At 67.8% G+C, this 23,495-nt stretch carries 18 protein-coding genes, 5 pseudogenes and 2 riboswitches; of the genes and pseudogenes, 22 read left to right on the forward strand and 1 reads right to left on the reverse strand.

Translation table 11 applies throughout. The features are described 5' to 3' along the window. Positions 1–148 precede the first annotated feature (148 nt). The 16 genes and pseudogenes from BN4332_RS05805 (at position 149) to BN4332_RS05880 (ending at position 17,347) form a co-directional block, all read left to right on the forward strand. Positions 149–1,510, forward strand: coding sequence for an MFS transporter (locus BN4332_RS05805; RefSeq protein WP_066897600.1), 1,362 nt, complete (start codon positions 149–151; stop codon positions 1,508–1,510). Between the two features lie 42 nt (positions 1,511–1,552). Next, entirely contained in the window at positions 1,553–2,584 is a 1,032-nt protein-coding gene (gene speB, locus BN4332_RS05810; RefSeq protein ID WP_066897601.1) for an agmatinase, read from the forward strand. An 86-nt stretch (positions 2,585–2,670) separates the two neighbouring features. Beyond that, positions 2,671–2,769, forward strand: a riboswitch (glycine riboswitch). Positions 2,770–2,929: 160 nt separating this feature from the next. Continuing rightward, positions 2,930–4,393 (forward strand): D-serine/D-alanine/glycine transporter, encoded by a 1,464-nt coding sequence (cycA, locus tag BN4332_RS05815; RefSeq protein WP_066897602.1) that lies wholly within the window; start codon positions 2,930–2,932, stop codon positions 4,391–4,393. 132 nt (positions 4,394–4,525) lie between these two features. Then, positions 4,526–4,616: riboswitch (glycine riboswitch) on the forward strand. A 149-nt stretch (positions 4,617–4,765) separates the two neighbouring features. After that, positions 4,766–7,612 carry an aminomethyl-transferring glycine dehydrogenase gene (gene gcvP, locus BN4332_RS05820; RefSeq protein ID WP_235654031.1) on the forward strand — a complete coding sequence of 949 codons (2,847 nt, stop codon included), beginning with the start codon at positions 4,766–4,768 and terminating at the stop codon, positions 7,610–7,612. Next, positions 7,609–8,582, forward strand: a pseudogene (locus BN4332_RS05825) (glycine cleavage T C-terminal barrel domain-containing protein). Before gcvP ends, BN4332_RS05825 begins: the two are co-directional and overlap by 4 nt. Before the next feature lie 15 nt (positions 8,583–8,597). Beyond that, positions 8,598–9,002 carry a glycine cleavage system protein GcvH gene (gene gcvH / locus BN4332_RS05830; protein WP_066897603.1) on the forward strand — a complete coding sequence of 135 codons (405 nt, stop codon included), beginning with the start codon at positions 8,598–8,600 and terminating at the stop codon, positions 9,000–9,002. Further along, positions 8,999–10,267, forward strand: coding sequence for a serine hydroxymethyltransferase (glyA, locus tag BN4332_RS05835; protein ID WP_066897604.1), 1,269 nt, complete (start codon positions 8,999–9,001; stop codon positions 10,265–10,267). Before gcvH ends, glyA begins: the two co-directional genes overlap by 4 nt. A 2-nt stretch (positions 10,268–10,269) precedes the next feature. Then, a complete protein-coding gene (locus BN4332_RS05840) occupies positions 10,270–11,652 on the forward strand; it encodes an L-serine ammonia-lyase (RefSeq protein WP_066897605.1) in 1,383 nt (460 codons plus the stop codon). Positions 11,653–11,674: 22 nt separating this feature from the next. After that, positions 11,675–12,562, forward strand: a complete 888-nt coding sequence (pdxS, locus tag BN4332_RS05845; RefSeq protein WP_066897606.1) for a pyridoxal 5'-phosphate synthase lyase subunit PdxS — start codon at positions 11,675–11,677, stop codon at positions 12,560–12,562. 3 nt (positions 12,563–12,565) lie between these two features. Further along, positions 12,566–13,489, forward strand: coding sequence for a lipoyl synthase (gene lipA / locus BN4332_RS05850; RefSeq protein ID WP_066897607.1), 924 nt, complete (start codon positions 12,566–12,568; stop codon positions 13,487–13,489). Further along, positions 13,486–14,853 carry a dihydrolipoyl dehydrogenase gene (gene lpdA, locus BN4332_RS05855; RefSeq protein ID WP_066897608.1) on the forward strand — a complete coding sequence of 456 codons (1,368 nt, stop codon included), beginning with the start codon at positions 13,486–13,488 and terminating at the stop codon, positions 14,851–14,853. Before lipA ends, lpdA begins: the two co-directional genes overlap by 4 nt. Before the next feature lie 19 nt (positions 14,854–14,872). Next, positions 14,873–15,205, forward strand: coding sequence for a TfoX/Sxy family protein (locus tag BN4332_RS05860; RefSeq protein WP_066897609.1), 333 nt, complete (start codon positions 14,873–14,875; stop codon positions 15,203–15,205). 39 nt (positions 15,206–15,244) lie between these two features. Beyond that, positions 15,245–15,904, forward strand: coding sequence for an endonuclease (locus BN4332_RS05865; protein WP_066897610.1), 660 nt, complete (start codon positions 15,245–15,247; stop codon positions 15,902–15,904). A gap of 88 nt (positions 15,905–15,992) precedes the next feature. Then, entirely contained in the window at positions 15,993–16,217 is a 225-nt protein-coding gene (locus BN4332_RS05870; RefSeq protein ID WP_066897611.1) for a hypothetical protein, read from the forward strand. Between the two features lie 15 nt (positions 16,218–16,232). Next, positions 16,233–17,096: an oxygenase MpaB family protein gene (locus BN4332_RS05875; RefSeq protein WP_066897612.1), complete on the forward strand. Its 864-nt coding sequence runs from the start codon at positions 16,233–16,235 to the stop codon at positions 17,094–17,096. Next, a complete protein-coding gene (locus tag BN4332_RS05880) occupies positions 17,096–17,347 on the forward strand; it encodes a hypothetical protein (RefSeq protein ID WP_066897613.1) in 252 nt (83 codons plus the stop codon). Before BN4332_RS05875 ends, BN4332_RS05880 begins: the two co-directional genes overlap by 1 nt. Here BN4332_RS05880 and BN4332_RS05885 read toward each other — a convergent pair. Then, the gene (locus tag BN4332_RS05885) at positions 17,315–18,013 is read right to left on the reverse strand and encodes a DUF998 domain-containing protein (RefSeq protein ID WP_066897614.1); all 699 of its coding nucleotides are present in this window, start codon (positions 18,011–18,013) and stop codon (positions 17,315–17,317) included. The two genes, BN4332_RS05880 and BN4332_RS05885, sit on opposite strands and share 33 nt — an antisense overlap. A gap of 54 nt (positions 18,014–18,067) precedes the next feature. Between BN4332_RS05885 and BN4332_RS05890 the strand changes: the two genes are divergently transcribed. From BN4332_RS05890 to BN4332_RS05920, 6 genes and pseudogenes are all read left to right on the forward strand, one after another. Beyond that, a complete protein-coding gene (locus tag BN4332_RS05890) occupies positions 18,068–18,637 on the forward strand; it encodes a hypothetical protein (RefSeq protein ID WP_235654032.1) in 570 nt (189 codons plus the stop codon). Positions 18,638–18,646: 9 nt separating this feature from the next. Then, entirely contained in the window at positions 18,647–19,381 is a 735-nt protein-coding gene (locus BN4332_RS05895; RefSeq protein WP_066897616.1) for a DUF72 domain-containing protein, read from the forward strand. A gap of 11 nt (positions 19,382–19,392) precedes the next feature. Further along, positions 19,393–19,644, forward strand: a pseudogene (locus tag BN4332_RS05900) (FAD-dependent oxidoreductase); the annotation flags it as partial. Between the two features lie 329 nt (positions 19,645–19,973). Beyond that, positions 19,974–20,627 (forward strand): annotated as a pseudogene (locus BN4332_RS05910) (ATP-binding protein); the annotation flags it as partial. Between the two features lie 4 nt (positions 20,628–20,631). Continuing rightward, positions 20,632–21,105 (forward strand): annotated as a pseudogene (locus BN4332_RS05915) (oxidoreductase C-terminal domain-containing protein); the annotation flags it as partial. A gap of 462 nt (positions 21,106–21,567) precedes the next feature. Continuing rightward, positions 21,568–23,484 (forward strand): annotated as a pseudogene (locus BN4332_RS05920) (ATP-binding protein); the annotation flags it as partial. Positions 23,485–23,495 lie beyond the last annotated feature (11 nt).

Here is a 23,495-nt window from a genome sequence, read left to right on the forward strand (position 1 = left end):
GGTGCCGCCTCCATCCTGTTTAGACGATCGCTCAAACCATAGGCGTGCTTTTTGCGCATCGTCTACTCGCGAACAGGTCGCGGTCGCCGCCATGCTGTGTCTCGGCTCACACCTCCCCGCACGAGAGCCCCGTCACGCAGGAGCTTCCATGTCCCAAACCGGCCACCTCATCGATGATGCGCCGCTCACGGCGTTCCACAAGAAGTTGACGCTGTTCTCGTCAGGTGGACCGTTCATCGACGGTTACGCGCTGTCGATCATCGGCGTCGCCCTCATCACGCTCGAACCCGCGATGAACCTGTCGGCCACCGAGATCGGGCTGATCGGCGCCGCCAGCCTCATCGGCATCTTCGTCGGCGGCGGGGTGTTCGGATACGTCACCGACAAGGTCGGTCGCCACCTGATGTACATCGCCGACCTGATCGCGCTCGCGGTGTTCTCCATCCTGTCGGCATTCGCCACCGAAGCCTGGCAGCTCATCCTGCTGCGGTTCCTCCTCGGCGTCGCGATCGGCGCGGACTACCCCATCGCCACATCGCTGCTGGCCGAGTTCCTGCCGAAAAAACAACGCGGCCGGCTGCTCGGGGCGATGTTCGTGGTGTGGGCCGTGGGGGCCGCGGCCGCCTACGTCGTCGGTTTCCTTCTCCGCGACTACGGGCCCGATGCCTGGCGCCTGCTGTTGGCGAGCCCGGCCGTGTTCGCCGTGATCACCCTGCTGGCCCGGATGGGAACCCCCGAATCGCCGCGCTGGCTGCTCAGCAAGGGGCGAGTCGCCGAAGCCGACGCCGCGATCAAGCAGGCGTTCGGACCCCAGTTCGGCGTGGGCGACCTGGACCAGCACGACGGCGAAACCGCAAGGAACACTTCGTTCGCGCAGATTTTCCAGCGGCCGTACCTGAATCGCACCATCTTCGTCGCCGTGTTCTGGACGGCCCAGGTCATCCCGCTCTTCGCGGTCTACACGTTCGCACCCGACCTGCTGGCGTCCTTCGGCCTGGAAGGCGATGCCAACCTCTACGGCGGATCGTTGTTGATCTCACTGCTTTTCGTGGTCGGCGGCATACCGGGCCTGTACCTCGTCGAGAAAATCGGCCGCCGGGCTCTGCTGATCGGATCGTTCGCGGTGATCGCGGTCGCGCTCGCGATACCCGCCCTCATCCCGGGCATACCGCCCGCCGCGTTCTTCCTCGCACTGGCCGTGTACGCGCTGGCCTCGGGCGCCTCGAGCTTCCTCGAGATCGTCTACCCCAACGAGCTTTTCCCCACCGAGGTCCGCGCGACCGCGGTCGGAGTGGGCACCGCCGTGAGCCGCATCGGCTCCGCGGGCGGCACGTATCTGATGCCGCTTGCGCTCACCGCACTGGGCGCCGGTGGTGCGCTCGGGGTCGGGGCCGCGGTCACCGCGGTCGGTTTGGTGGTCGCCATCTTCATGGCGCCAGAAACCCGCGGCGTCGCACTGACCGAGAGCGCGGCGCCGACCCCTGCCGACGAACAACTGCCCGCGTCCTGACCGTCCCCATCACCCCCTCACACAACGAAAGACAGGAAACCAGTGAGCATTCGACCGACCCCTCCAACCGTCGACGCACGTACCGGCCTCGTCGGGGCCGTGCCCGCCACGGAGGTACCCCGCTACGCGGGCAAGAGCACCTTCGCCCGCATCGCCGACGTGCACGAGGTGAGCGACTACGACATCGCCATCCTCGGAATCCCGTTCGACGGCGGCACGTCGTACCGGCCGGGCGCCAGATTCGGTCCGCTGGCCGTGCGCCAGGCCGCCCGCACCATCCGACCGGGCTATCACGTCGAACTCGGGGTCGCGCCATTGCAGACGGTTCAGGTCGTCGACGCCGGCGACATCTCGGTCACGCCCTACGACATCGCTGCCGCCTGCCGACAGATCCAGGACCACACGGCCGAGGTCCTCGGCAACGGCGACCGCCGCATCGTCGCAATCGGCGGCGACCACACGATCGCCCTGCCGAACCTGCGTGCACTGCATGCCAAGTACGGGCCGGTGGCACTCGTGCACTTCGACGCCCACCTCGACACCTGGGACACCTACTTCAACGCCCCGGTCACCCACGGCACGATCTTCCGCCGCGCATTCGAGGAAGGGTTGTTGATCGAGGACCACTCGATCCACGTCGGTATTCGCGGACCGATCTACGACCAACTCGACCTGAGCGACGACGCCGACATGGGATTCAAGATCATCCGGGCCGGCGACCTGGACGTGATCGGCACCGACGCCGCGGTCGACATCGTCGGCCGCCGCGTCGGCGACATGCCGGTGTACCTCTCGATCGACATCGACGTGCTCGACCCGGCGTTCGCCCCCGGCACCGGTACCCCGGAAGCGGGCGGTTTCACATCGCGTGAGCTGCTGCGCATGCTGCGCAAGCTGGGCGGACTGAACATCGTCGGCGCCGATGTCGTCGAGGTGGCGCCGGCGTACGACCACGCCGAGATCACGTCGGTGGCCGCCGCCACCATCGTCTTCGACCTGGTGTCGCTGATGGTCGCCGGCCGCGCCGCACAACCGGAAGCCCAGCTGGGCGACACCGCGATCGTCCCGTCGTGACCGGGGGTGCGCAATCCGCATCCGACTGATAACGTGACGCGCGGCACACTTCGAGGTCGGGAGTGGCTCACAACTCAAAACGCCGTTGAGTCGCGGCGGGAGAGCCCCGTCCCATCCGGTTGGCGGGCGCCGCAGGAGCAAATCCTCCCCAGGAATCTCTCAGGCACCGGTATCGCCGCGACTAGGCACCTCTGGAAAGCAGTCGAGCAGCATGTTCGGCTCACCGAAGGGGCAAGCGAATCGTCGGTCAACGGCGGATCGTGAAAACTCTCAGGTTCAAGCGACAGAGTGGGGAGGCGCCCGCAGTCCGCGCTCTCCTTCGCGCCTGAGATCCTTTGAGGTGTTATGTCCCAATCCAGTGACCTGACCGCCCCCGAAGCGGCATCGACTCCCTCATCGGCCGAGCCACGGCTCGACCGGCAGCTGTCCAACCGGCACATTCAGCTCATCGCCATCGGCGGCGCCATCGGCACCGGGCTGTTCATGGGCTCGGGCAAGACGATCTCGCTCGCCGGCCCGTCGGTGATCTTCGTCTACATGATCATCGGCTTCATGTTGTTCTTCGTGATGCGGGCCATGGGCGAGCTGCTCCTGTCCAATCTGCATTACAAGTCGTTCGCCGACTTCGCGGCCGATCTGCTCGGGCCGTGGGCGGGCTTCTTCACGGGCTGGACGTACTGGTTCTGCTGGATCGTCACCGGTGTCGCCGACGTGGTGGCGATCTCGGGTTACGTGAGCTATTGGTGGGGCGATCTGCCGCTGTGGATACCGGCGCTCGTCACGGTCGGCGTGCTGATCGGTTTGAACCTGCCGACGGTGCGCGCGTTCGGTGAGACCGAGTTCTGGTTCGCCCTCATCAAGATCGTCGCGATCGTGGCACTGATCGTCATCGGGCTCGTCATGGTCTTCCGCCATTTCGAAGCGCCCAACGGCGCGGTGGCGAGCTTCGCGAACCTGTGGAACGACGGCGGCTTCTTCCCGACCGGCCCGATGGGATTCGTCGCCGGATTCCAGATCGCCACCTTCGCGTTCGTCGGTATCGAACTGGTGGGCACGACCGCGGCCGAGGCCAAGAATCCCGAACGCAACCTGCCGAAGGCCATCAACTCGATCCCCGTGCGTGTGATGCTGTTCTACGTCGCCGCGTTGGCGGTGATCATCTCGGTGACGCCGTGGCGTGAGATCAGCCCGGACAACAGCCCGTTCGTGGCGATGTTCAGCCTCGCCGGTCTCGGCATCGCCGCGTCGGTGGTCAACTTCGTCGTGCTGACCTCGGCGGCGTCCTCGGCCAACTCGGGGATCTACTCGACCTCCCGGATGGTGTACGGCCTGGCCCAGGAAGGCGACGCCCCCAGCCGGTTCGGCAAGCTGACGTCACGACGGGTGCCGGCCAACGCATTGTTCCTGTCCGGAGTGTTCTTGTTGTCGGGCGTGGTGATGGTGGTCGTGGGCGACTCGATCATCGAGGCATTCACGATCGTGACCACGATTTCGTCGCTGTGCTTCATGTTCGTCTGGTCGATCATCCTGATCAGCTACCTGACTTACCGTAAGCGCAGGCCCGAACTGCACGAGGCGTCGAAGTTCAAGATGCCCGGCGGCGTCGTGATGTGTTACGTGGTGCTGGCCTTCTTCGTGTTCCTGGTCTGGGCCTTCACCCAGAAGCAGGACACGCTGCAGGCGCTGCTGGTCACGCCGGTCTGGTTCATCGTTCTCGGCATCGCCTGGGCGGTGCTGCGGCGGCGCCCGGGCCACCTGGCCCGCGAAGCCAGATTCCGCGCCGATCTCGAAGCCGCAGAACAGGACTGACCGCACGCCCGCGGAGCGGCGCCCCCCGGGATGGGGCGCCGCTCGCACCCGTGTGACGAAATTCGTTGCACCCCAATGGTTTACAACATCACATCGATCAGGTAAGGTGTGGTGAACAACTCAATACGCTGTTGACCCGCAGCGGGAGAATCCTCCATCTGGAGGCGCCGTAGGAGCAACTTCCTCCCCGGGAATCTCTCAGGCTCAATACCGCTGCGTCGAGGCAACTCTGGAGAACAGTGCTGCTTTTCCGGCACTTACCGAAGGTGTACGGCGCAATCGCGCTCAGACTCTCAGGTTTCAGGACAGAGCGGGGAGGTGTCCCAGTTGACGTCCGGTGTCCCCGGACGCTACCGAAACCGGAGTCACCTCGTGAACTTCCCCGCGCGCCACATCGGTCCCGACGCCGCCGAAACAGCTCACCTGCTACGCAGCCTGGGCTACCGCGATCTCGATGAGCTCATCGATGCGGCGGTGCCCGACCAGATCCGCATCACCGAACCGCTGGAGCTGCCTGCCGCTCGCGACGAGGATCGCGTGCTGAGCGACCTGCGAACGTTGGCCGAACGCAATCGGCCGCACGTGCAGATGATCGGTATGGGCTACTACGACACCGTCACGCCCGCCGTCCTGCGGCGCAACATGCTCGAATCGCCGGCCTGGTACACCGCGTATACCCCCTATCAGCCGGAGATCTCCCAGGGCCGGCTCGAGGCACTGCTGACGTTCCAGACCATGATCCAGGACCTCACCGCGCTGCCGATCGCGGGCGCATCCCTGCTCGACGAGGCCACCGCGGTGATGGAGGCGGTGCTGCTCATGCGGCGCGCCAACAAGACGAAGTCCAGCCGCGTCATCCTCGACGCCGAGTGCCTGCCGCAGACCATCGCCCTCGTGCGCGGCCGGGCCCGGGCGGTGGGCATCGACATCGACGTCGTCGACCTCACCGACGGCCTACCCGAAGGCGACGCGTTCGGCATGGTGCTGCAAGCCCCGGGGGCCAGCGGCGTGGTGCGCGAGCTGGCGGAGCTGATCGTCGCCGCCGCCGCCCGCGGAATGCTGACAACCGTTGCCGCCGACCTGCTTTCGCTGACGCTGCTGCGCGCCCCCGGTGAGCTCGGCGCCGACATCGCCGTCGGGTCGGCGCAGCGGTTCGGTGTGCCCCTGTTCTTCGGCGGTCCGCACGCCGGTTACCTATCGGTGCGCGCCGGCCTCGAACGCATGCTGCCGGGACGGCTGGTCGGGGTTTCCCTGGATTCCGAAGGCAAGCCGGCCTACCGCTTGGCGCTGCAGACCCGCGAGCAGCACATCCGCCGCGACAAGGCCACCAGCAACATCTGCACGGCGCAGGCGCTGCTGGCCAACGTCGCCGCGATGTACGCGGCCTACCACGGCCCGGACGGCCTGCGCGCCATCGCCACTCGCATTCACCGGCACGCCGGCACCATCGCGGCCGGTCTGCGCGCGGCCGGACACGATGTCGTCCACGAGTGGTTCTTCGACACCGTCCAGGTGCACACCCCCGGTGCGGCACGACGATTCGTCGCAGCCGCCGAGGCCGACGGCATCAACCTCAGGCTCGTCGACTCCGACCACATCGGCATCGCGTGCGACGAACGCACGACCGACGACGTCGTGGCCCGGGTGCTCGCGGTGTTCGACGCATCCATCCAGCCCGCCGTAACCACCGGATTCCCAACGGAACTGGTACGCACCTCGACCTACCTCCACCACCCGGTGTTCCACGAGCACCGGTCGGAGACGGCGATGCTTCGCTTCCTGCGCGAGCTGTCCGACAAGGATCTCGCCCTGGACCGCAGCATGATTCCGCTCGGCTCGTGCACCATGAAGCTCAACTCGGCCGTCGAGATGGAGCCGATCAGCTGGCCCGAATTCGCCGGTATTCACCCATACGCGCCGGGCGGGCAGACCGAGGGGTACCTGGCGCTGATCGCCGACCTTGAGGGCTGGCTCGCCGAAATCACCGGCTACGACCGGGTTTCGCTGCAACCCAACGCCGGGTCGCAGGGCGAGTTGGCCGGGCTGCTGGCCATCAACGCCTACCACTGCTCGCGCGGCGAATCCCACCGCGACGTCTGCCTGATCCCCCAATCCGCACACGGCACCAACGCCGCGTCGGCGGTGCTCGCGGGCATGCGGGTGGTGGTCGTCGGGACGGCGGCCAACGGCAACATCGACATCTCCGACCTGCGGGCCAAACTCGCCGCCCATGACGGCTCGGTCGGCGCCATCATGCTCACCTACCCGTCCACCCACGGCGTGTACGAGAACGACATCACCACGGTGTGCGATCTGGTCCACGCGGCGGGCGGCCAGGTGTATGTCGACGGCGCCAACCTCAACGCCCTGGTGGGGCTCGCCAAACCCGGCCGCTTCGGCGGTGACGTGTCACACCTGAACTTGCACAAGACATTCTGCATCCCACACGGCGGCGGCGGTCCGGGTGTCGGCCCGGTAGCCGTGCGGGCGCACCTGGCCCCGTTCCTCCCGGGCGATCCCCTGGCCGAGGACGGACCGGCACCCGTCTCGGCCGCGAACTACGGTTCGGCGGGCATTCTTCCGATCACCTGGGCCTACCTGGCGCTCATGGGTCCCGACGGCCTCACCGCGGCCACCAAGTCCGCGGTGCTGGCCGCCAACTACCTGGCCCGTGCACTCGCCGAGCACTACCCGGTGCTCTACACCGGTCCGGCCGGGCTTGTCGCGCACGAGTGCATCCTCGACCTGCGCGCCCTGACCAAGGCCACCGGAGTGACCGCCGAGGACGTCGCGAAGCGCCTGATCGACTACGGTTTCCATGCACCGACGCTGTCGTTCCCGGTGAACGGCACGCTCATGGTCGAACCCACCGAGTCGGAGAATCTCGCCGAGCTGGACCGGTTCATCGAAGCGATGATCGCGATCCGCCGCGAGATCGACCAGGTCGGCTCCGGCGTGTGGCCGCTGGAGCAGAGCCCGCTGCGGCAGGCGCCGCACACCGCCGAACAGGTGACCGCACCCGACTGGGATCTGCCCTACGACAGGCAGTACGCGGTGTATCCGGTCGATGCGCTGCGCCGCAACAAATATTGGCCGCCGGTGCGCCGTATCGACGGTGTGTACGGGGACCGCAACCTGGTGTGTTCGTGCCCGGCCCCGGAAGCCTTCGAGATCTCCGACGCCCCCACCACATCCGACCGTGAGGAAGTGTTCGCATGACCAGTACCGCACCCACCACCGCGTCACCGCTGCTCGGCGAGCACCGCGAGCTCGGCGCGACGTTCACCGACTTCGCGGGCTGGCAGATGCCGCTGAAGTACGGCAGCGAACTGACCGAGCACCATGCGGTCCGCCGCACAGCCGGGTTGTTCGACCTCTCGCACATGGGCGAGATCGAGGTCAGCGGTCCGCAGGCCGGCGCGGCGCTCGACTTCGCGCTCGTCGGCGAGCTGTCCAAGATCGCGGTCGGCCGGGCCAAGTACTCGCTGATGTGCAACGTCGACGGCGGCGTGATCGACGACCTGGTGGTGTACCGCCTGGCCGACGAGCACTTCCTGATTGTCGCCAACGCGGCCAACGCGCCGGCCGTCGCCACCGAATTCACCACACGCACAGAGGGTTTCGATGCCGCGGTGACGGATCGGTCCGGCGACACCGCGCTGATCGCGGTGCAGGGGCCTGCCTCGGCCGCGATCGTGCGATCACTGGCGCCGCAACACCAGGCCGAGGCCATCGCCGCGCTNCCGCGGGCGCCGACGGGAGCCCGGCCGGCCTGGCCTGCCGCGACACCCTGCGGCTGGAAGCCGGCATGGCGCTGTACGGACACGAACTGAGCTCGGCGACCAACCCGTACGAGGCGGGCCTGGGCAAGGTGGTGCGATTGACCAAGGACTTCGTCGGCCGCGATGCGCTACAACGTCTTTCCGAGCGGCCCCTGAAGCGGACCCTGGTCGGGCTCAAAGGCGCCGGGCGGCGGGCCGCGCGCGCCGGGTATTCCCTGCACCAGGCCGACAACGCCGAGCCGGTCGGTGTGGTGACCTCAGGTGCGCTCTCCCCCACCCTCGGATACCCGATCGCCCTGGCCTACCTCGACATCGGCCTCGCCGAACCCGGAACCGCACTCACCGTCGACGTGCGCGGCAAACGGGAACCGTTCGAGGTCACCCCATCCCCCTTCTACCGCCGCTAGCCGAGAGGAAAACCCATGTCTGCCAACCCGATTCCCGCCGACCGCAGCTACACCGAGGAACACGAGTGGGTGCTCATCGCACCCGGTGCCGCCCTGCCCGACGAGCCGGTGCGGATCGGTATCACCGCCGTCGCCGCGCAGGCCCTCGGCGATCTCGTCTACCTCGACCTGCCCGAGGTGGGCACGACCGTGACGGCCGGCGAGGTCTGCGGCGAGGTCGAATCCACCAAGACGGTCTCCGAGCTCTACCCGCCGGTCAGCGGTGAGGTCACCGAGGTGAACACCGCGGCCATCGACGACCCGAGCCTGGTGACCTCCGATCCCTATGGCCAGGGCTGGCTGTTCGCCGTCGCGCCCACCGACACGGCCGTGCTTATCACCGCCGCCGAATACGCTGACAAGAACGGAGTTCCGGCATGAGCGTGCTCAACGACACCTTGGTCGAATTCGATCCCGAGATCGCCGAGGCGATCGACCTCGAACTGCAGCGCCAACGCGTCGGGCTCGAGATGATCGCCTCGGAGAACCATGCCCCGCTCGCGGTGATGCAGGCGCAGGGTTCGGTGCTCACCAACAAGTACGCCGAGGGATATCCGGGGCGGCGCTACTACGGCGGATGCGAGCACATCGACGTCATCGAACGACTCGCGATCGGCCGGGTCAAGGAGTTGTTCGGCGCCGAGTTCGCCAATGTTCAACCGCATTCGGGCGCGCAGGCCAACGCGGCCGTCATGCATGCGCTGATCAAGCCGGGCGACACCATCCTCGGGCTGTCGCTGGACTGCGGCGGCCACCTCACCCACGGCATGCGGCTGAACTTCTCCGGCAAGCTCTACAACGTCGCGGCCTACGGCGTCTCCCGCTCCGATTACCTCATCGACATGGACGAGGTCGCCAGGATCGCGCGGGAGCGCAAGCCGCAGTTGATCATCGGTGGCTGGTCGGCCTATCCACGCCAGCTCGACTTCGCGCGCTTCCGGGAGATCGCCGACGAGGTCGGCGCCTACCTGATGGTCGACATGGCCCACTTCGCCGGTTTGGTGGCCGCGGGCCTGTACCCCTCCCCGGTGCCGCACGCGCACGTCGTCACCTCCACGACCCACAAGACACTCGGCGGTCCGCGTGGCGGGATCATCCTCACCAACGAGGCCGAGCTGGCCAAGAAGCTCAACTCGGCGGTGTTCCCCGGCCAGCAGGGCGGCCCGCTCGAACACGTCATCGCCGCCAAGGCCGTCGGCTTCAAGATGGCCGCCCAGCCCGAGTTCGCCGAACGCCAGCAGCGCGTCCTGCGTGGTGCCCGGATCCTTGCCGACCGGCTGAGCCAGCCCGACGCCAAAGAGGCCGGCATCACCGTCCTGACCGGCGGCACCGACGTGCACCTCGTGCTGGTCGACCTGCGGGACGCGGCCATCGACGGCCAACAAGCCGAGGACCGGCTCGACGCGATCGGCATCACCGTCAACCGCAACGCCGTGCCGTTCGATCCGCGGCCGCCGATGGTCACCTCTGGCCTACGGATCGGTACGCCCGCACTCGCGGCCCGCGGGTTCGACGATGACGACTTCAGCCGTGTCGCCGACCTCATCGCCCGCGCCCTGGTCGCGGGAGCCGACGCCGACGTCAGCGACCTGGCCGCCCAGGTCCGCACGCTCGCCGACAAGTACCCGCTCTACCCGGGACTATAGGAATGACCATCAGCGTGTTCGAGCTCTTCTCGGTCGGCATCGGGCCGTCGAGCTCGCACACCGTCGGACCGATGCGGGCGGCCGCGCGATTCGCCGAAGATCTCAGCAGAGACAGGCTGATCGGCGAGGTCGCCGCTGTCGATGTCGATCTGTACGGTTCGCTCGCGGCCACCGGCGGCGGCCACGGCACCATGCCGGCGATCCTGCTGGGCCTCGATGGGTACCAGCCGGAGACGATCGAAACCGACGAGATGGAACGCCGCCTGCGGGAATTACGCGCAAGCGGGCATATCAACCTGGGCGGACGCGTGCCGATCGCCTTGGCAGAAGGCGACATCCGGCTGCATCCGCACACCGTGCTGCCGCGCCACCCTAATGGGATGACCATCACGGCGCTGAACGCCAACGGGCGCCAGGTGCGGTCGGAGACGTACTTCTCGGTCGGCGGTGGGTTCGTGGTCACCGAATCCGAGCCCGAACAGAACCGCAGTGCGTCGCGCAACGCGTGGTCGTTCGGCTCGGCCGCCGAGTTGCTCGACCTGACCGACCGGCACGGGCTTCCGATCAGCGCCGTGATGCTCAATCACGAGATGGTGACGCGGTCACGGCCGGAGATCCGCGAACGGCTGCTGCACATCCGCGACGTCATGGCGGCCTGCCAGCGTCGGGGTATCACCCGTGACGGCGACCTGCCCGGCAACCTGCGGGTGCGTCGCCGCGCCCGCGACTGGTACGAGCGGCTCGACGCGGAAGACCCGAACCGGGACCCGGCGTTCGCCGAGGACTGGGTCAACCTCGTGGCGCTCGCGGTCAACGAGGAAAACGCCTCGGGGGGAAGGATTGTCACGGCACCGACCAACGGTGCCGCCGGCATCATTCCCGCGGTGCTGCACTATGCGCTGCACTACACCGCGGCAGGCAAGTCCGATTCAGATGACACGGCGCTACGTTTCCTGCTCACCGCCGGGGCCATCGGCTCGCTCTACAAGGAGCGCGCGTCGATCTCCGGAGCCGAGGTCGGCTGTCAGGGCGAGGTCGGCTCGGCCGCGTCCATGGCCGCCGCCGGCCTGGCCGAAATCCTCGGTGGCACAACGCAACAAGTCGAGAATGCCGCCGAGATCGCCATGGAACACAGCCTGGGCTTGACGTGCGACCCGATCGGCGGGCTCGTGCAGATCCCGTGCATCGAGCGCAACGCCATCTCGGCGGGCAAGGCCATCAACGCCGCGCGCATGGCGCTGCGCGGTGACGGGACACACCGGGTGACACTCGACCAGGTGATCGAAACCATGCGGTGCACCGGGCTGGACATGAGCGCGAAGTACAAGGAGACCTCGACCGGTGGCCTCGCCGTCAACGTGTCGGTGAATCTCGTCGAATGCTGAATCAGATTGAGGAAGAACCGAAATGACCAATGAGACCGGCACCGCGCGTGTGAAGCGCGGTATGGCTGAGATGCTCAAGGGTGGGGTGATCATGGATGTGGTCACTCCTGAGCAGGCGAAGATCGCCGAGGGTGCGGGTGCGGTGGCGGTGATGGCCCTGGAGCGGGTGCCGGCCGATATCCGGGCCCAGGGCGGGGTGTCACGCATGTCGGATCCGGACATGATCTCCGGCATCATTGAGGCGGTCACCATCCCGGTGATGGCCAAGGCCCGCATCGGCCATTTCGTCGAGGCCCAGATCCTGCAGAGCTTGGGTGTGGATTACATCGATGAGTCCGAGGTGTTGACCCCGGCCGATTACACCAATCACATCGACAAGTGGCGCTTCACGGTGCCGTTCGTGTGTGGGGCGACGAATCTGGGTGAGGCGTTGCGCCGGATCACCGAGGGCGCGGCGATGATCCGTTCCAAGGGTGAGGCCGGCACCGGCGACGTGTCCAACGCCACCACGCACATGCGCAAGATCGGTGGCGAGATCCGTCGGCTGACCTCGATGAGCGAGGATGAGTTGTATGTGGCGGCCAAGGAGCTGCAGGCGCCGTATGACCTGGTGGCCGAGGTGGCGCGGGCCGGCAAGTTGCCGGTGACGTTGTTCACCGCCGGGGGTATCGCGACTCCGGCGGATGCGGCGATGATGATGCAGCTCGGTGCCGAGGGGGTGTTCGTCGGGTCGGGGATCTTCAAGTCGGGTAACCCCGCGCAGCGGGCCGCGGCGATCGTCAAGGCCACCACGTTCTACGACGATCCCGATGTGTTGGCCAAGGTGTCGCGTGGTCTGGGCGAGGCCATGGTCGGTATCAACGTCGAGGAGATCGCCCAGCCCCACCGGCTCGCCGAACGCGGCTGGTAGCCGATGACCGTCATCCCACCGGGCCGCCGGATGCTGCGGCTGGAGGTCCGTAACGCCGCGACGCCGATCGAACGCAAGCCGCCGTGGCTCAAGACCCGTGTCCGCACCGGCCCCGAATATCGCGATCTCACCGCGCTCGTCGAGCGGGAGAACCTGCACACGGTGTGCCAGGAAGCTGGTTGTCCCAACATCTTCGAATGCTGGGAGGCCAGGGAGGCCACGTTCCTGATCGGTGGCGACCAATGCACGCGGCGCTGCGACTTCTGCCAGATCGATACGGGACGGCCCGCGCCGCTCGATCGCGACGAGCCGCGCCGCGTCGCCGAATCGGTGGCCACGATGGGACTTCGGTATGCGACCATCACCGGCGTCGCACGTGATGACCTGCCGGACGGCGGCGCCTGGCTGTATGCCGAAACGGTCCGCGAAATCCACCGCCGCTGTCCGGGAACGGGAGTGGAACTGCTCATCCCCGATTTCACCGGCCGGCCCGACCAACTCGCCGAGGTGTTCGACTCGCGGCCTCAGGTGCTCGCCCACAACCTCGAAACCGTGCCACGGATGTTCCGCCGGGTTCGCCCCGGATTCAGCTATGCCCGCTCGCTGCAGGTGATCACCAGCGCCGCAGAAGCCGGACTCATCACGAAGTCCAATCTCATTCTGGGTCTGGGCGAAACGCCCGACGAAGCCGTACAAGCGCTGCACGACCTCCACGAGGCTGGGTGCCACTTGGTGACCATCACGCAGTACCTGCGCCCGAGCCCTCGCCACCATCCGATCGCGCGGTGGGTCCCACCGGACGAGTTCGCCGAGCTCGGCGATATCGCCCGCGAGATCGGATTCGCCGGTGTGCTGTCCGGTCCACTGGTCCGGTCGTCGTATCGCGCCGGCCAGCTCTACACCCAAGCCAAAAAGGAGATTTCATGACAAGCACCTCTGCGGACGTCGTCATCCTCGGCGGCGGTCCCGGCGGCTACGCCACCGCACTGCGCAGCGCCCAGCTGGGGCTGTCGGTGATCCTCGTCGAGGAAGGCGAGGTCGGCGGGACGTGCCTGCACCGGGGCTGCATCCCCACCAAGGCCCTGCTGCACGCCGCCGAGATCGCCGACAATGCCCGGGCGGCAGCACAATTCGGGGTGAACGCCACATTCGACGGCATCGACCCGGAGCGGCTGCACGCCTACAAGGACGGCGTGGTCACGCGCCTGCACAAGGGACTGCAGGCCTTGCTGCCCGCACAGGGTGTCACGGTGCTCAACGGTCGCGGCCGCCTCACCGGACCGAACACCGTCGATGTCGGCGGGCAGACGGTCACCGGTGGCGCCATCGTGCTCGCGACCGGCTCCGCCCCGAAACCGCTGCCCGGAATCGAGACCGGTGACCGGGTGATCACCAGCGACGAGGCGCTCGAGCTGCGGTCGATCCCGCAGCGCGCGGTGATCCTCGGCGGTGGTGTCATCGGCGTCGAATTCGCCAGCCTCTGGGCCTCGTTCGGCACCGCGGTCACCGTCGTCGAGGCCGAACCCCGACTGGTCCCGCACGAGGACGAGGCGGTATCCAAACACCTCGAACGCGCCTTCCGCCGCCGCAAGATCACCGCCAAGACCGGCGCCCGCGTCACCGGCGTCGAGCAGACGAGCGAGGGCGTCACAGTCGCCCTGGAGAACGGCACCGTGATCGAGGCCGACCTACTGCTGGTCGCCGTCGGCCGCGTGCCGCGCACCGACGGACTGGAGGCGGCGGGCATCGCGCTCGAACGCGGCTTCGTGGTCACCGACGACCGGCTGCGCACGTCTCTGCCCACCGTGTACGCCGTCGGCGACATCGTGGCGGGCACCCAACTCGCACACCGCGCCTTCCAGCAGGGCATCTTCGTGGCCGAGGTACTCGCGCAACGCAATCCGGACCCGATCGACGAGACCGGAATTCCCCGCGTCACCTACTCCCGGCCCGAGATCGCCTCCGTCGGCCTCACCGAGGCCCAGGCACGAACCCGGTTCGGCGACAATGTCGAGACGGCGAGCCACGACCTCGCGGGCAACGGGAAGAGCCAGATCATCAAGACGTCGGGCACGGTGAAACTCGTGCTCGCCCCGTCCGGCGCGGTGGTCGGCATACACCTGGTCGGCGAACGCGTCGGGGAACTGATCGGCGAAGCCCAACTGATCTACAACCTCCAGATCAAGCCGGGCGAAGCGGCCAAGTTCGTTCATGCGCACCCGACACAGAACGAGGCCCTCGGCGAAGCACTGATGGCCGCAGCCGGAATGCCGCTGCACGGCCACGGCTGATCGCCTAGATTGGGGCGGCATGGCCTTCGACCCTGACCTCGCCGATCGCATCCGCGAGTTGGTCGCCGCCGAACGCGGCATCGACGAGAAGCGGATGTTCGGCGGGCTCGCGTTTCTGGTCAACGGCAACATGTCGGTGGCCGCGACTCGCGAAGGCGGCCTGATGGTCCGGGTGCCGATCGACGAATCCGCACAATTGCTGCGCCGGGACCATGTCGAGCCGATGGTGATGGGTGGCCGGGAGATGCGCGGCTGGTTGCGGGTACACGCCGACGCCCTGAAGACCAAACGGCAGCTGCAAGGCTGGGTCGCCCGAGGGGTCGGCTTCGCCAAAACCCTGCCGCCCAAATGAGACGTTTTCCGCACGGGGCCACCGGGTAGGCGCTGTGACATGCCGACCACGCAGCGGGACCTGGTTCACCGGCTGCTGAGCGCCGCCGGGCGAACCTATGCCGAGCAGGCGGGCATCCGGCTGGCCGACAAGCCGATGCCGCTGTTCGAACTGCTGGTGCTGTGCATGCTTGCCAGCAAACCGATCGACGCCGGCATCGCCACCGAGGCCGGCCGCGAACTGTACCGCAGTGGCATACGCACGCCGCATGCGGTCCTCGGCGCCGAGCGGCGCGAGATGATCCGGGCGTTCGGCCGCGCGCACTACGTGCGGTACGACGAAAGTTCGGCTACCCGATTGACCGACATCGCCACCATGGTCGACGACCGCTACCGCGGTGACCTGCGGCGGCTCGCCGCCGCGGCGGACCGCGACATCGCCGCCGCGAGACGACTCCTGAAAGAGTTCAAGGGAATCGGAGACACCGGCGCCGACATCTTCCTGCGCGAAGTACAGGACACCTGGACGTGGGTGCGGCCGTTCTTCGACGACCGGGCGCTGGCCGCCGCGCGCGACCTCGGGCTGCCCGGCGACCCGCGAGCCTTACACCGGTTGGCGCCGGACAAGACCGCGCAGCTGGCCGCGGCCCTGGTGCGCACGTCTCTGGACGACGACCTTCGCGACGCACTGATCCGGACACCCACACACGCCACTGCCTGAACGCCGACCCGATCTCAGCCGTTCCCCACCGCCGGGCCGGAATCGCCATTAACATAGTGAGGCCTGGCGAGAAGGGTGGCACCGGTAGATGTTGACCGCAGTACGCAAGATCCTCGGCTTCCAGATGACCATCGCCGAGTGGATCGGCACCGCGATCATCCTGGCGGTCCCCTACCTGCTGATCGGCCTGATCTGGTCGCTGACCCACACCGGCCACCTGGCCGATATGGACCGGACCTCCGCCGTGGTGTCGTTTCTGGGCGCGATCGCTTCCTGGCCGGTGCTGCTGTTCACCAACGTGTGCATGAGCTGAGGAGAACGAGCGCGAATGACCCTCGGCGACACCCGGATCTCGATCACCCGACGCACCGCACGCTGGTCCGACGACGATGTCACCATCGCCGACGCGATGGACCTGTGGGGATTCGCCGCCGGCGCGGCGAACGTCATCATGCAGCTGTCCCGCCCGGGCGTCGGCTACGGAGTCGTGGAGAGCACGGTCGACTCCGGCAATCTGCTCAAACACCCGTGGAAACGCGCCCGCACCACCCTGAGCTACCTCGCGGTGGCCATTCTCGGCACCCCCGAGGACCGGGCGGCGTACCGCGACGCCGTCGACACCGCCCACCGCCAGGTCCGCTCCGGGCCGTCAAGTCCCGTGCAGTACAACGCCTTCGACCGCGACCTGCAACTGTGGGTGGCGGCCTGCCTGTTCGTCGGCCTCGAGGACGTCTACCAGCTGCTGCGCGGCCAGATGACCGAAGCACAGGCCGAACAGTTCTACCAGTCCGCCGCCACCCTGGGCACCACCCTGCAGGTCAGCCCCGAACAGTGGCCTGCCACCCGCACGGACTTCGACACGTACTGGACCACGGCGTGCCGACAGGTGGAGATGGACGACGTCGTGCGACGGTACCTACACGATCTGGTCGATCTGCGAATAATCAACCCGTTGCTGCGGGTCCCGTTTCGGCCGCTGCTGAAGTTCCTGACCGCGGGCTTCCTCGCCCCGGCGTTCCGGGACGCCGTCGGCTTCAGCTGGGGCCGCGGCCGCCAACGCCTGTTCGAATGGTTGTTCCTGGCCGTGGCTTTCGGCAACCGGTTCCTTCCGGTGTTCATCCGCCAGGGCGGCAGCTACCTGCTGCTGGCCGATGTGCGCCGGCGGGTGGCAGCCGGCAAGGCGCTCATCTGATGAACACGATCCGCCGGGTGCTGAGCCGCAAGGCCAGTGTCGAGCAGGTGCTCGAGACGTTGATGTGGTTGTCGCTGCCGTACCTGGTGATCGGCCTGGTGTGGACGTTCCTCCACCCCGAACAGGTCCAGTTGATCGAGACGAGCCTGCTGACCAAATTTCCCGCCGGGGCCGACCTGGTGGCCTTCGGTCAGGTGACACTGCTGTGGCCGGTGCTGCTACTGGGCGCCGACGTGTGTATCGCGATGTGACCGCAGCAGCCGGACGGCCACGGCCGCGACGAACAACCACAGCACCGACCCGACCACCCACGTCGGCACATAGTTGAACGTGCCGGTCTGCTCGCCGGTGTTGAGTGCCAGATAACCCGACACCGACAACACCGCAATCCCGATACCACCCGACCACACCGCCCAGAGCCGATCCCCGACGATCGCGAAATACCGTGCCAGCGCGAAACATCCACAGGTGACGGCCAGAAATCCCAACAATCCGGCGACGCCGTGGATCTTCGCCGACGTGCTCATCTCGGCCACCCCGGGATACCCCTTCGGCGCCCCCGGCGGAAAACCGAACCCCGGATCGGCCGGATTGAACCCCACCACGACGCCGGCCAGCAGCCCGTAGACCGCCACGCATACCGCGGCGATCCGGCCCGACCGCACGCCCACGGTCGACCGCCAGATCCCGACACCGAAGGCCAGCAGCAGCAACCCGCACACGACGAAGTTCACCGACTGGACCCAACCCCAATCCCCCAGCGCCAACAGCGAATTGGCGTGTCTGGTCGGGTCGAAACCCGGTCGGGTGACGGCCAGCGTGAGCGACACCGTGGTGATCACCAGGCCGGCCACCGCTCCGGCGGTCAACAAGGCGGCGGTGAGCCGGGTCCCGGCGGAGCGCGCATCGGAGGTCACGGAATGTCGACGCTACCGTCCGGCCCGCCCGAGGGTTGGCTAGGGTCTTGCGTCGTGAAGGCTTGCCTCGTCATGCTCGCCGCCGCGGCGGCATTGTCCGGATGCGCGTCGAGAACCGTCGTCAACACCGACGACGCCGCGCCGCCACCGCCGGCGAGCACCACCACACCGCCGCCGCAGTACAGCACGGCGAACCTGGTCAACGCCGCCGACTACCTGCTCGACGTCGACGGCCGCAGAGGCTATTACTTCAGCACCCCCAGCGGGCGATGGCGCTGCGCGATCCTGCCCAGGGACCGGGCCGGATGCCAACCGGCGGACGGCGCATCGGCGATGGGCGTGACGGGAGCACCCGAGGAGGTCCCCGACGCCACCGGGGAGACCGCGGCCCCGAACGCCCTGGTGCTCGGCCAGGACGGCGACGCACAGTTCGCCGCGCTGGCCCAACCCGACTTCGCACAATCCGCCGCCGTGGTGCTGCCGTTCGGAAAGGTGCTGGCAGTGGCGGGTTTCCGGTGCAACGTCCAGGAGCAGTCCGGCGTGTCCTGTGTGCGCGAAGTGACGGGCAAAGGTTTCACCTTCTCGGCCGAGGGATACACCCCGCAGTACACCGACGTCCCCTAGCGATGGCAGATGATCAGGATCGGCACCTCCGGCTGGTCGTACGACCACTGGAACGGTGTGCTGTATCCGCGCGGCACCCCGGCCAGATCCAGACTGTCCCACTACGTGGGCGAATTCGACACGGTCGAACTCAACGGCAGCTTCTACCGCTGGCCGGCTGACGCGACCTTCGCCGATTGGTGCAAGCAATTGCCCGCCGGCTTCACCATGTCGGTCAAGGCACACCGCGGGCTGACCCATTTCCGGCGGCTGCGCTCACCCGAGGCCTGGACGCCACGGTTCGAGCGGTACTGGCAATTGCTCGGCGACCACAACGAGGCCCTGCTGGTGCAGCTTCACCCGGCGATCGAGCGGGACGACCAACTGCTCGACGCTTTCCTGGCCCAGCTCCCCCGCCCGATCCGGGTGGCGATGGAACTGCGGCACCCGTCCTGGCACGAACCCGCGGTGTACAAGATCCTGGAGCGGCACGGCGCGGCGTATGTCGTGATGAGCGGGCCCGGGCTGGTCTGCCGGATGATCGCGACCGGCGACCTCGTCTACGTCCGCATGCACGGCCCCGGCGACGACCGCGATCGCATGTACGACGGTTCCTACGCCGACGACGCGCTGCTCCGCTGGGCACGGCAACTGCGGCAATGGGACCACGACGGCCATCGCGTCGTCGTGTACTTCAACAACGACCTCGGTGGTCACGCGGTACGCAACGCCAGAAAACTCAGGCAGCTGGTGTCGGGCGAGTAGGCTGAGTTGGCATGACAACCTCGTCCACATTCGCGATCGTCGGGGGCGGGCTGGCCGGAGCCAAGGCCGCTGAAGCGCTGCGGGACAACGACTTTGACGGTCATGTCGTGCTGTTCGCGGCTGAGGACCGGCTGCCCTACGAACGTCCGCCGCTGTCCAAGGAATACCTGGCAGGCAAGAAGACACTGGACGACTTCACCGTCGATCCCGCCGCCTGGTACCGCGACCACAACATCGAGTTGCGGCTGGGCACCGAGGTCACCGGCATNGCCGACGTCTTCCCGCCCGCCGACGCATCCGTTGCGTCGGGCGCACCCGCGCCCGTGCCCAACGGGAATCCCGAAGTCCAGCTGCGGAGCGCCTACGCCGGCCTGGCCGCCCGGCCCGGCGGCTGGGTGAGCCTGCTGCGATTGCGCCAGGCCGTGCCCGGGCTGCCCCGTCCCACCGTCGATGCCGCGCTGATCAGCCTCTATCAACAGCCCGGCGTCAGCCTGATCCCCGAGGAGAACCAGAAGGTGCTCACCCCCGCAGACCGCGATGCCGCAGTGGAGATAGGCAATCAGCACAAGCATCTGATCGCGATCGAGTCCTGATGGAGCTGTCACACCGCGAGGCGCTCAGCGCGCTTCGCCTGACCTGGGCGCCGACCGCCGACGATCTGTGGCACTCACAGGGCGCGTTGCACGTGCGCGGCCTGCACGACCGGCCGATGGCCGATGTGATGGCGGCCTTCGGTGATGCCGAACGCGAGACGGACTCCAGCCCGCTGGGCGTGGTGGTGCGTGGCCCCGCCGGATCGGGAAAGACCCACCTGCTCGGTCAGGTCCGCGAGCAGGTACAGACCGGCGGCGGCTTCTTCTTCCTGGTCGAGTTGCTCGACGCGGCCAGTTTCTGGCAGTCCGCGCGCGCGGGCATCCTGGAGAGCCTGGGGCGGCCGGGCAGCGAACGGGAGACCCAGCTCAAAGATCTGTTGTGGGAACTGTCCTCGGTGGCGCACATCTCGCGGGCCAATCGCCGCGCCGTGATCGGCGACGACGACCTGACACCCGAGATCCTCACCGACTTCGTCAACGCGCTGCACAAGGTCCACCGGCACACCGTCAAACGCGCACACCACACCCTGCGGGCCCTGGTGCTGCTGGGTGCCGGCGACCTCGAGCTGCAGGACATCGGCGAGGCCTTCCTGACCGGCAGCGGCGAACAGGAGTCCTGGGGCCTGCCCGCACCGACGCTCACCGCACAGGAATNAACGTGCCGGACTCGCCGTCGGCGACGGGGGCGTGCTCGTCGACGCCTCGCTGCGCACCAGCGATCCCGACATCTACGCCGTCGGCGACATCGCGGCCGCGCAGCATCCGCTGTTCGGGGGACGTATCCGCACCGAGCACTGGGCCAACGCGCTCAAACAGCCCGCGGTGGCGGTCGCCGGGATGCTGGGCCGGACCGTCGCATATGACGAGTTGCCGTATTTCTTCACCGATCAGTACGACCTCGGGATGGAATACGTCGGCCACGCACCCGAATATCAGCGCGTGGTGTTCCGCGGTGACGTTGCTGGGCGCGAGTTCGTGGCGTTCTGGCTCGACGCGGACAACCGGGTACTGGCGGGCATGAACGTCAATATCTGGGACGTCCTTGACGACGTCAAGGCGTTGATCCGGTCGGGACAGCCGGTCGATCCCGAGCGCATCGCCGACCCGGCACAGCCGCTGCGCGCCGGGTAGCTGGAGCCACCCCGTCCGCGGCGCGGGCGAAATCCGTGTGGCGCAACAAGTTTCTCGCGGGGTCAGGGGTACGCGCTAACGTGCTTGAGACACGTGCCGGTATCGGCCGCCCGCGTGCCACACCCATGACGGCAGGAAGGTGAGCATCCGGTGAATGTCATGCCCGACGAGCTGACCGGCTCCGAGCAGGCAGTCCTGCTGGTCCTGATGGCCGAGTCCCGCCCGGTGCCCAACCCTGAGCTGGAACGGCTCGGGCCCAAACTCGACAAACCCCGGCGGGACCGCCTGAACCGGTTGGGCCTGATCGAGAGCACCGGCACCCGGCCCGTCATCCACGAACTCACCGACGCGGGCTGGGCGTTGTGCCGGAAACTGTTCGGCACCGAGGCGCCGCCGCGGTCCACCGGGCAGGGAAAGGCGCTGTACACGCTCCTGAGCNCCGCAGGCGGGACCGCGCATGGCGACACCGGAGAACTGGACCGCCGCTTCGCCGAATACCGGCGCCGGGCGGTGACGGTGGCCGCCCTCGATCCCGACGGCGAGGACACCACGATGCCCGGCCTGCTGTCGGCGGCGCTGGACGCCTGGATCACCGAGCTGGGTGAGGCCGGGCAGGCGTTCCGGCCGGACCCGCTGCCGGGCCAACGCGTGGTGCTGCACGGGCGGTTGCGCCAGACGCTGGACGCCGCCACCGACGACGAGCGGCACTGGGCGTTCCGCGCGATCTCGTCCGGTAACGCCGTCGCTGTGCAGAACCGGATCAGGAAAGCCTGGGAGGCAACGGGTTTCAATCCGGACCGGCGTCAACTGTTCCTGCTGCGCAATTCGCCGTGGCCCAAAGGCGCGAAAACCACCGTGATGATCGCGGAGTTCGAGGCCGCCGGTGGCCGGGTGTTACCGATGAGCGAGGACGACGTGGGCACGATGACCGCGCTGCGCGATCTCATCGACGACAACCACCCCGACCTGCCCGAGTGGCTGCGCCGGCGCCGACCCGCCCACGGGATCGGCTGGCTGCGTGCCGCGCTCGGCGACATCGCCGGAGATCCGCCGCCACCGGCCCAGATCGATATCGACGCCGAGCTCCCGACCGGCCCGATCCCTGCGCAGCCGGCCGCTCCGGTGATCGAGCATTCGGCCACCGCGGTCACCCTGGGGCCGGACAGCACCACCGGCCGCCCGGTGTCGGTCGACCTGGCCGCACTGCGCAAACACACCGCGATCTTCGCCGGCTCCGGATCGGGTAAGACCGTGCTGATCCGGCGCCTGATCGAGGAGTGTGCGCTGCGCGGCGTCTCGTCGATCGTGCTCGACCCCAACACCGATCTGTCCCGGCTCGGCGCCCGCTGGCCCGAGACCCCGCCGGGCTGGAACCCGGGCGACGACGAGCGCGCCGACGCCTACTTCGACAACGCCGAAGTCGTGGTGTGGACCCCGCGCCGGTCCACCGGCCGACCCCTGGCGTTCCAGCCGCTGCCCGATTTCGCCAGCGTGATCGATGACGCCGACGAATTCTCCGAGGCCGTCGAATCCGCGGTCGCCGCACTCGAACCGCGCGCCCTGATCAGTGGCAACACCGCGAAGGCCGAGCGATCCCGCGCGGTGTTGCGCGAGGCCCTGCGGTTCTACGGCGCGGGCCGCTCGATCACCCTCGATGGCTTCATCGACCTGCTCGCCAATCTGCCCACCGAGGTCAGTGCGCTGGGCGGGGCGCAGAAGCTGGCCGCCGAGCTGGCGCAGAACCTGCGTGCCGCCACCGTCAACGACCCGTTGTTCGGTGGCGCCGGAACCGCCGCCGATCCGGGGGTGCTGTTGACGCCGTCGCCCGGTTACCGGGCAAGGGTGTCGGTGATCAGCATGGTCGGCCTGACCAACGACCAGCAGCGGGAGGGGTTCGTCAATCAGCTGCAGATGGCGCTGTTCGCCTGGATCAAGCGCAACCCGGCCGGTGACCGGCCGCTCGGTGGGCTGCTGGTGATGGACGAGGCGCAGAACTTCGCCCCGTCCAGCCACGCCACGGCCTGCACCCACAGCACCCTGGCCTTGTCGTCACAGGCCCGCAAGTACGGGCTGGGTCTGGTGTTCGCCACCCAGTCCCCGCGCGGGCTGCACAACCACATCCCCGGCAACGCCACCACCCAGTTCTACGGACTGTTGAACTCCCCCGCCCAGATCGCCGTGGCCCGGGAGATGGCGCGGGTGAAGGGCGGCAATGTGCCCGACATCAGCAAGCTGCGCTCCGGACAGTTCTATCTGGCCTTGGAAGGCAACGCCTTTCACAAGATCCAGACACCCTGGTGCCTGTCGCATCACCCGCCGAGCCCCCCGACCACCGATGAGGTGCTGGCCCTGGCCCAGCGGGAGTTGGTCGCGCGCTGAGCCGTCGGCCG

Origin of the sequence: Mycolicibacterium houstonense (assembly GCF_900078665.2) — a bacterium.
In the GTDB taxonomy this organism is placed as follows: domain Bacteria; phylum Actinomycetota; class Actinomycetes; order Mycobacteriales; family Mycobacteriaceae; genus Mycobacterium; species Mycobacterium houstonense.

Bases quoted from the DNA above. Each gene is read 5' to 3' on its own strand.
- BN4332_RS05805 (WP_066897600.1), top strand. From the start codon at position 149: ATGTCCCAAACCGGCCACCTCATCGATGATGCGCCGCTCACGGCGTTC.
- cycA (WP_066897602.1), top strand. From the start codon at position 2,930: ATGTCCCAATCCAGTGACCTGACCGCCCCCGAAGCGGCATCGACTCCC.
- gcvH (WP_066897603.1), top strand. From the start codon at position 8,598: ATGTCTGCCAACCCGATTCCCGCCGACCGCAGCTACACCGAGGAACAC.
- glyA (WP_066897604.1), top strand. From the start codon at position 8,999: ATGAGCGTGCTCAACGACACCTTGGTCGAATTCGATCCCGAGATCGCC.
- BN4332_RS05840 (WP_066897605.1), top strand. From the start codon at position 10,270: ATGACCATCAGCGTGTTCGAGCTCTTCTCGGTCGGCATCGGGCCGTCG.
- pdxS (WP_066897606.1), top strand. From the start codon at position 11,675: ATGACCAATGAGACCGGCACCGCGCGTGTGAAGCGCGGTATGGCTGAG.
- lipA (WP_066897607.1), top strand. From the start codon at position 12,566: ATGACCGTCATCCCACCGGGCCGCCGGATGCTGCGGCTGGAGGTCCGT.
- lpdA (WP_066897608.1), top strand. From the start codon at position 13,486: ATGACAAGCACCTCTGCGGACGTCGTCATCCTCGGCGGCGGTCCCGGC.
- BN4332_RS05860 (WP_066897609.1), top strand. From the start codon at position 14,873: ATGGCCTTCGACCCTGACCTCGCCGATCGCATCCGCGAGTTGGTCGCC.
- BN4332_RS05865 (WP_066897610.1), top strand. From the start codon at position 15,245: ATGCCGACCACGCAGCGGGACCTGGTTCACCGGCTGCTGAGCGCCGCC.
- BN4332_RS05870 (WP_066897611.1), top strand. From the start codon at position 15,993: ATGTTGACCGCAGTACGCAAGATCCTCGGCTTCCAGATGACCATCGCC.
- BN4332_RS05875 (WP_066897612.1), top strand. From the start codon at position 16,233: ATGACCCTCGGCGACACCCGGATCTCGATCACCCGACGCACCGCACGC.
- BN4332_RS05880 (WP_066897613.1), top strand. From the start codon at position 17,096: ATGAACACGATCCGCCGGGTGCTGAGCCGCAAGGCCAGTGTCGAGCAG.
- BN4332_RS05895 (WP_066897616.1), top strand. From the start codon at position 18,647: ATGATCAGGATCGGCACCTCCGGCTGGTCGTACGACCACTGGAACGGT.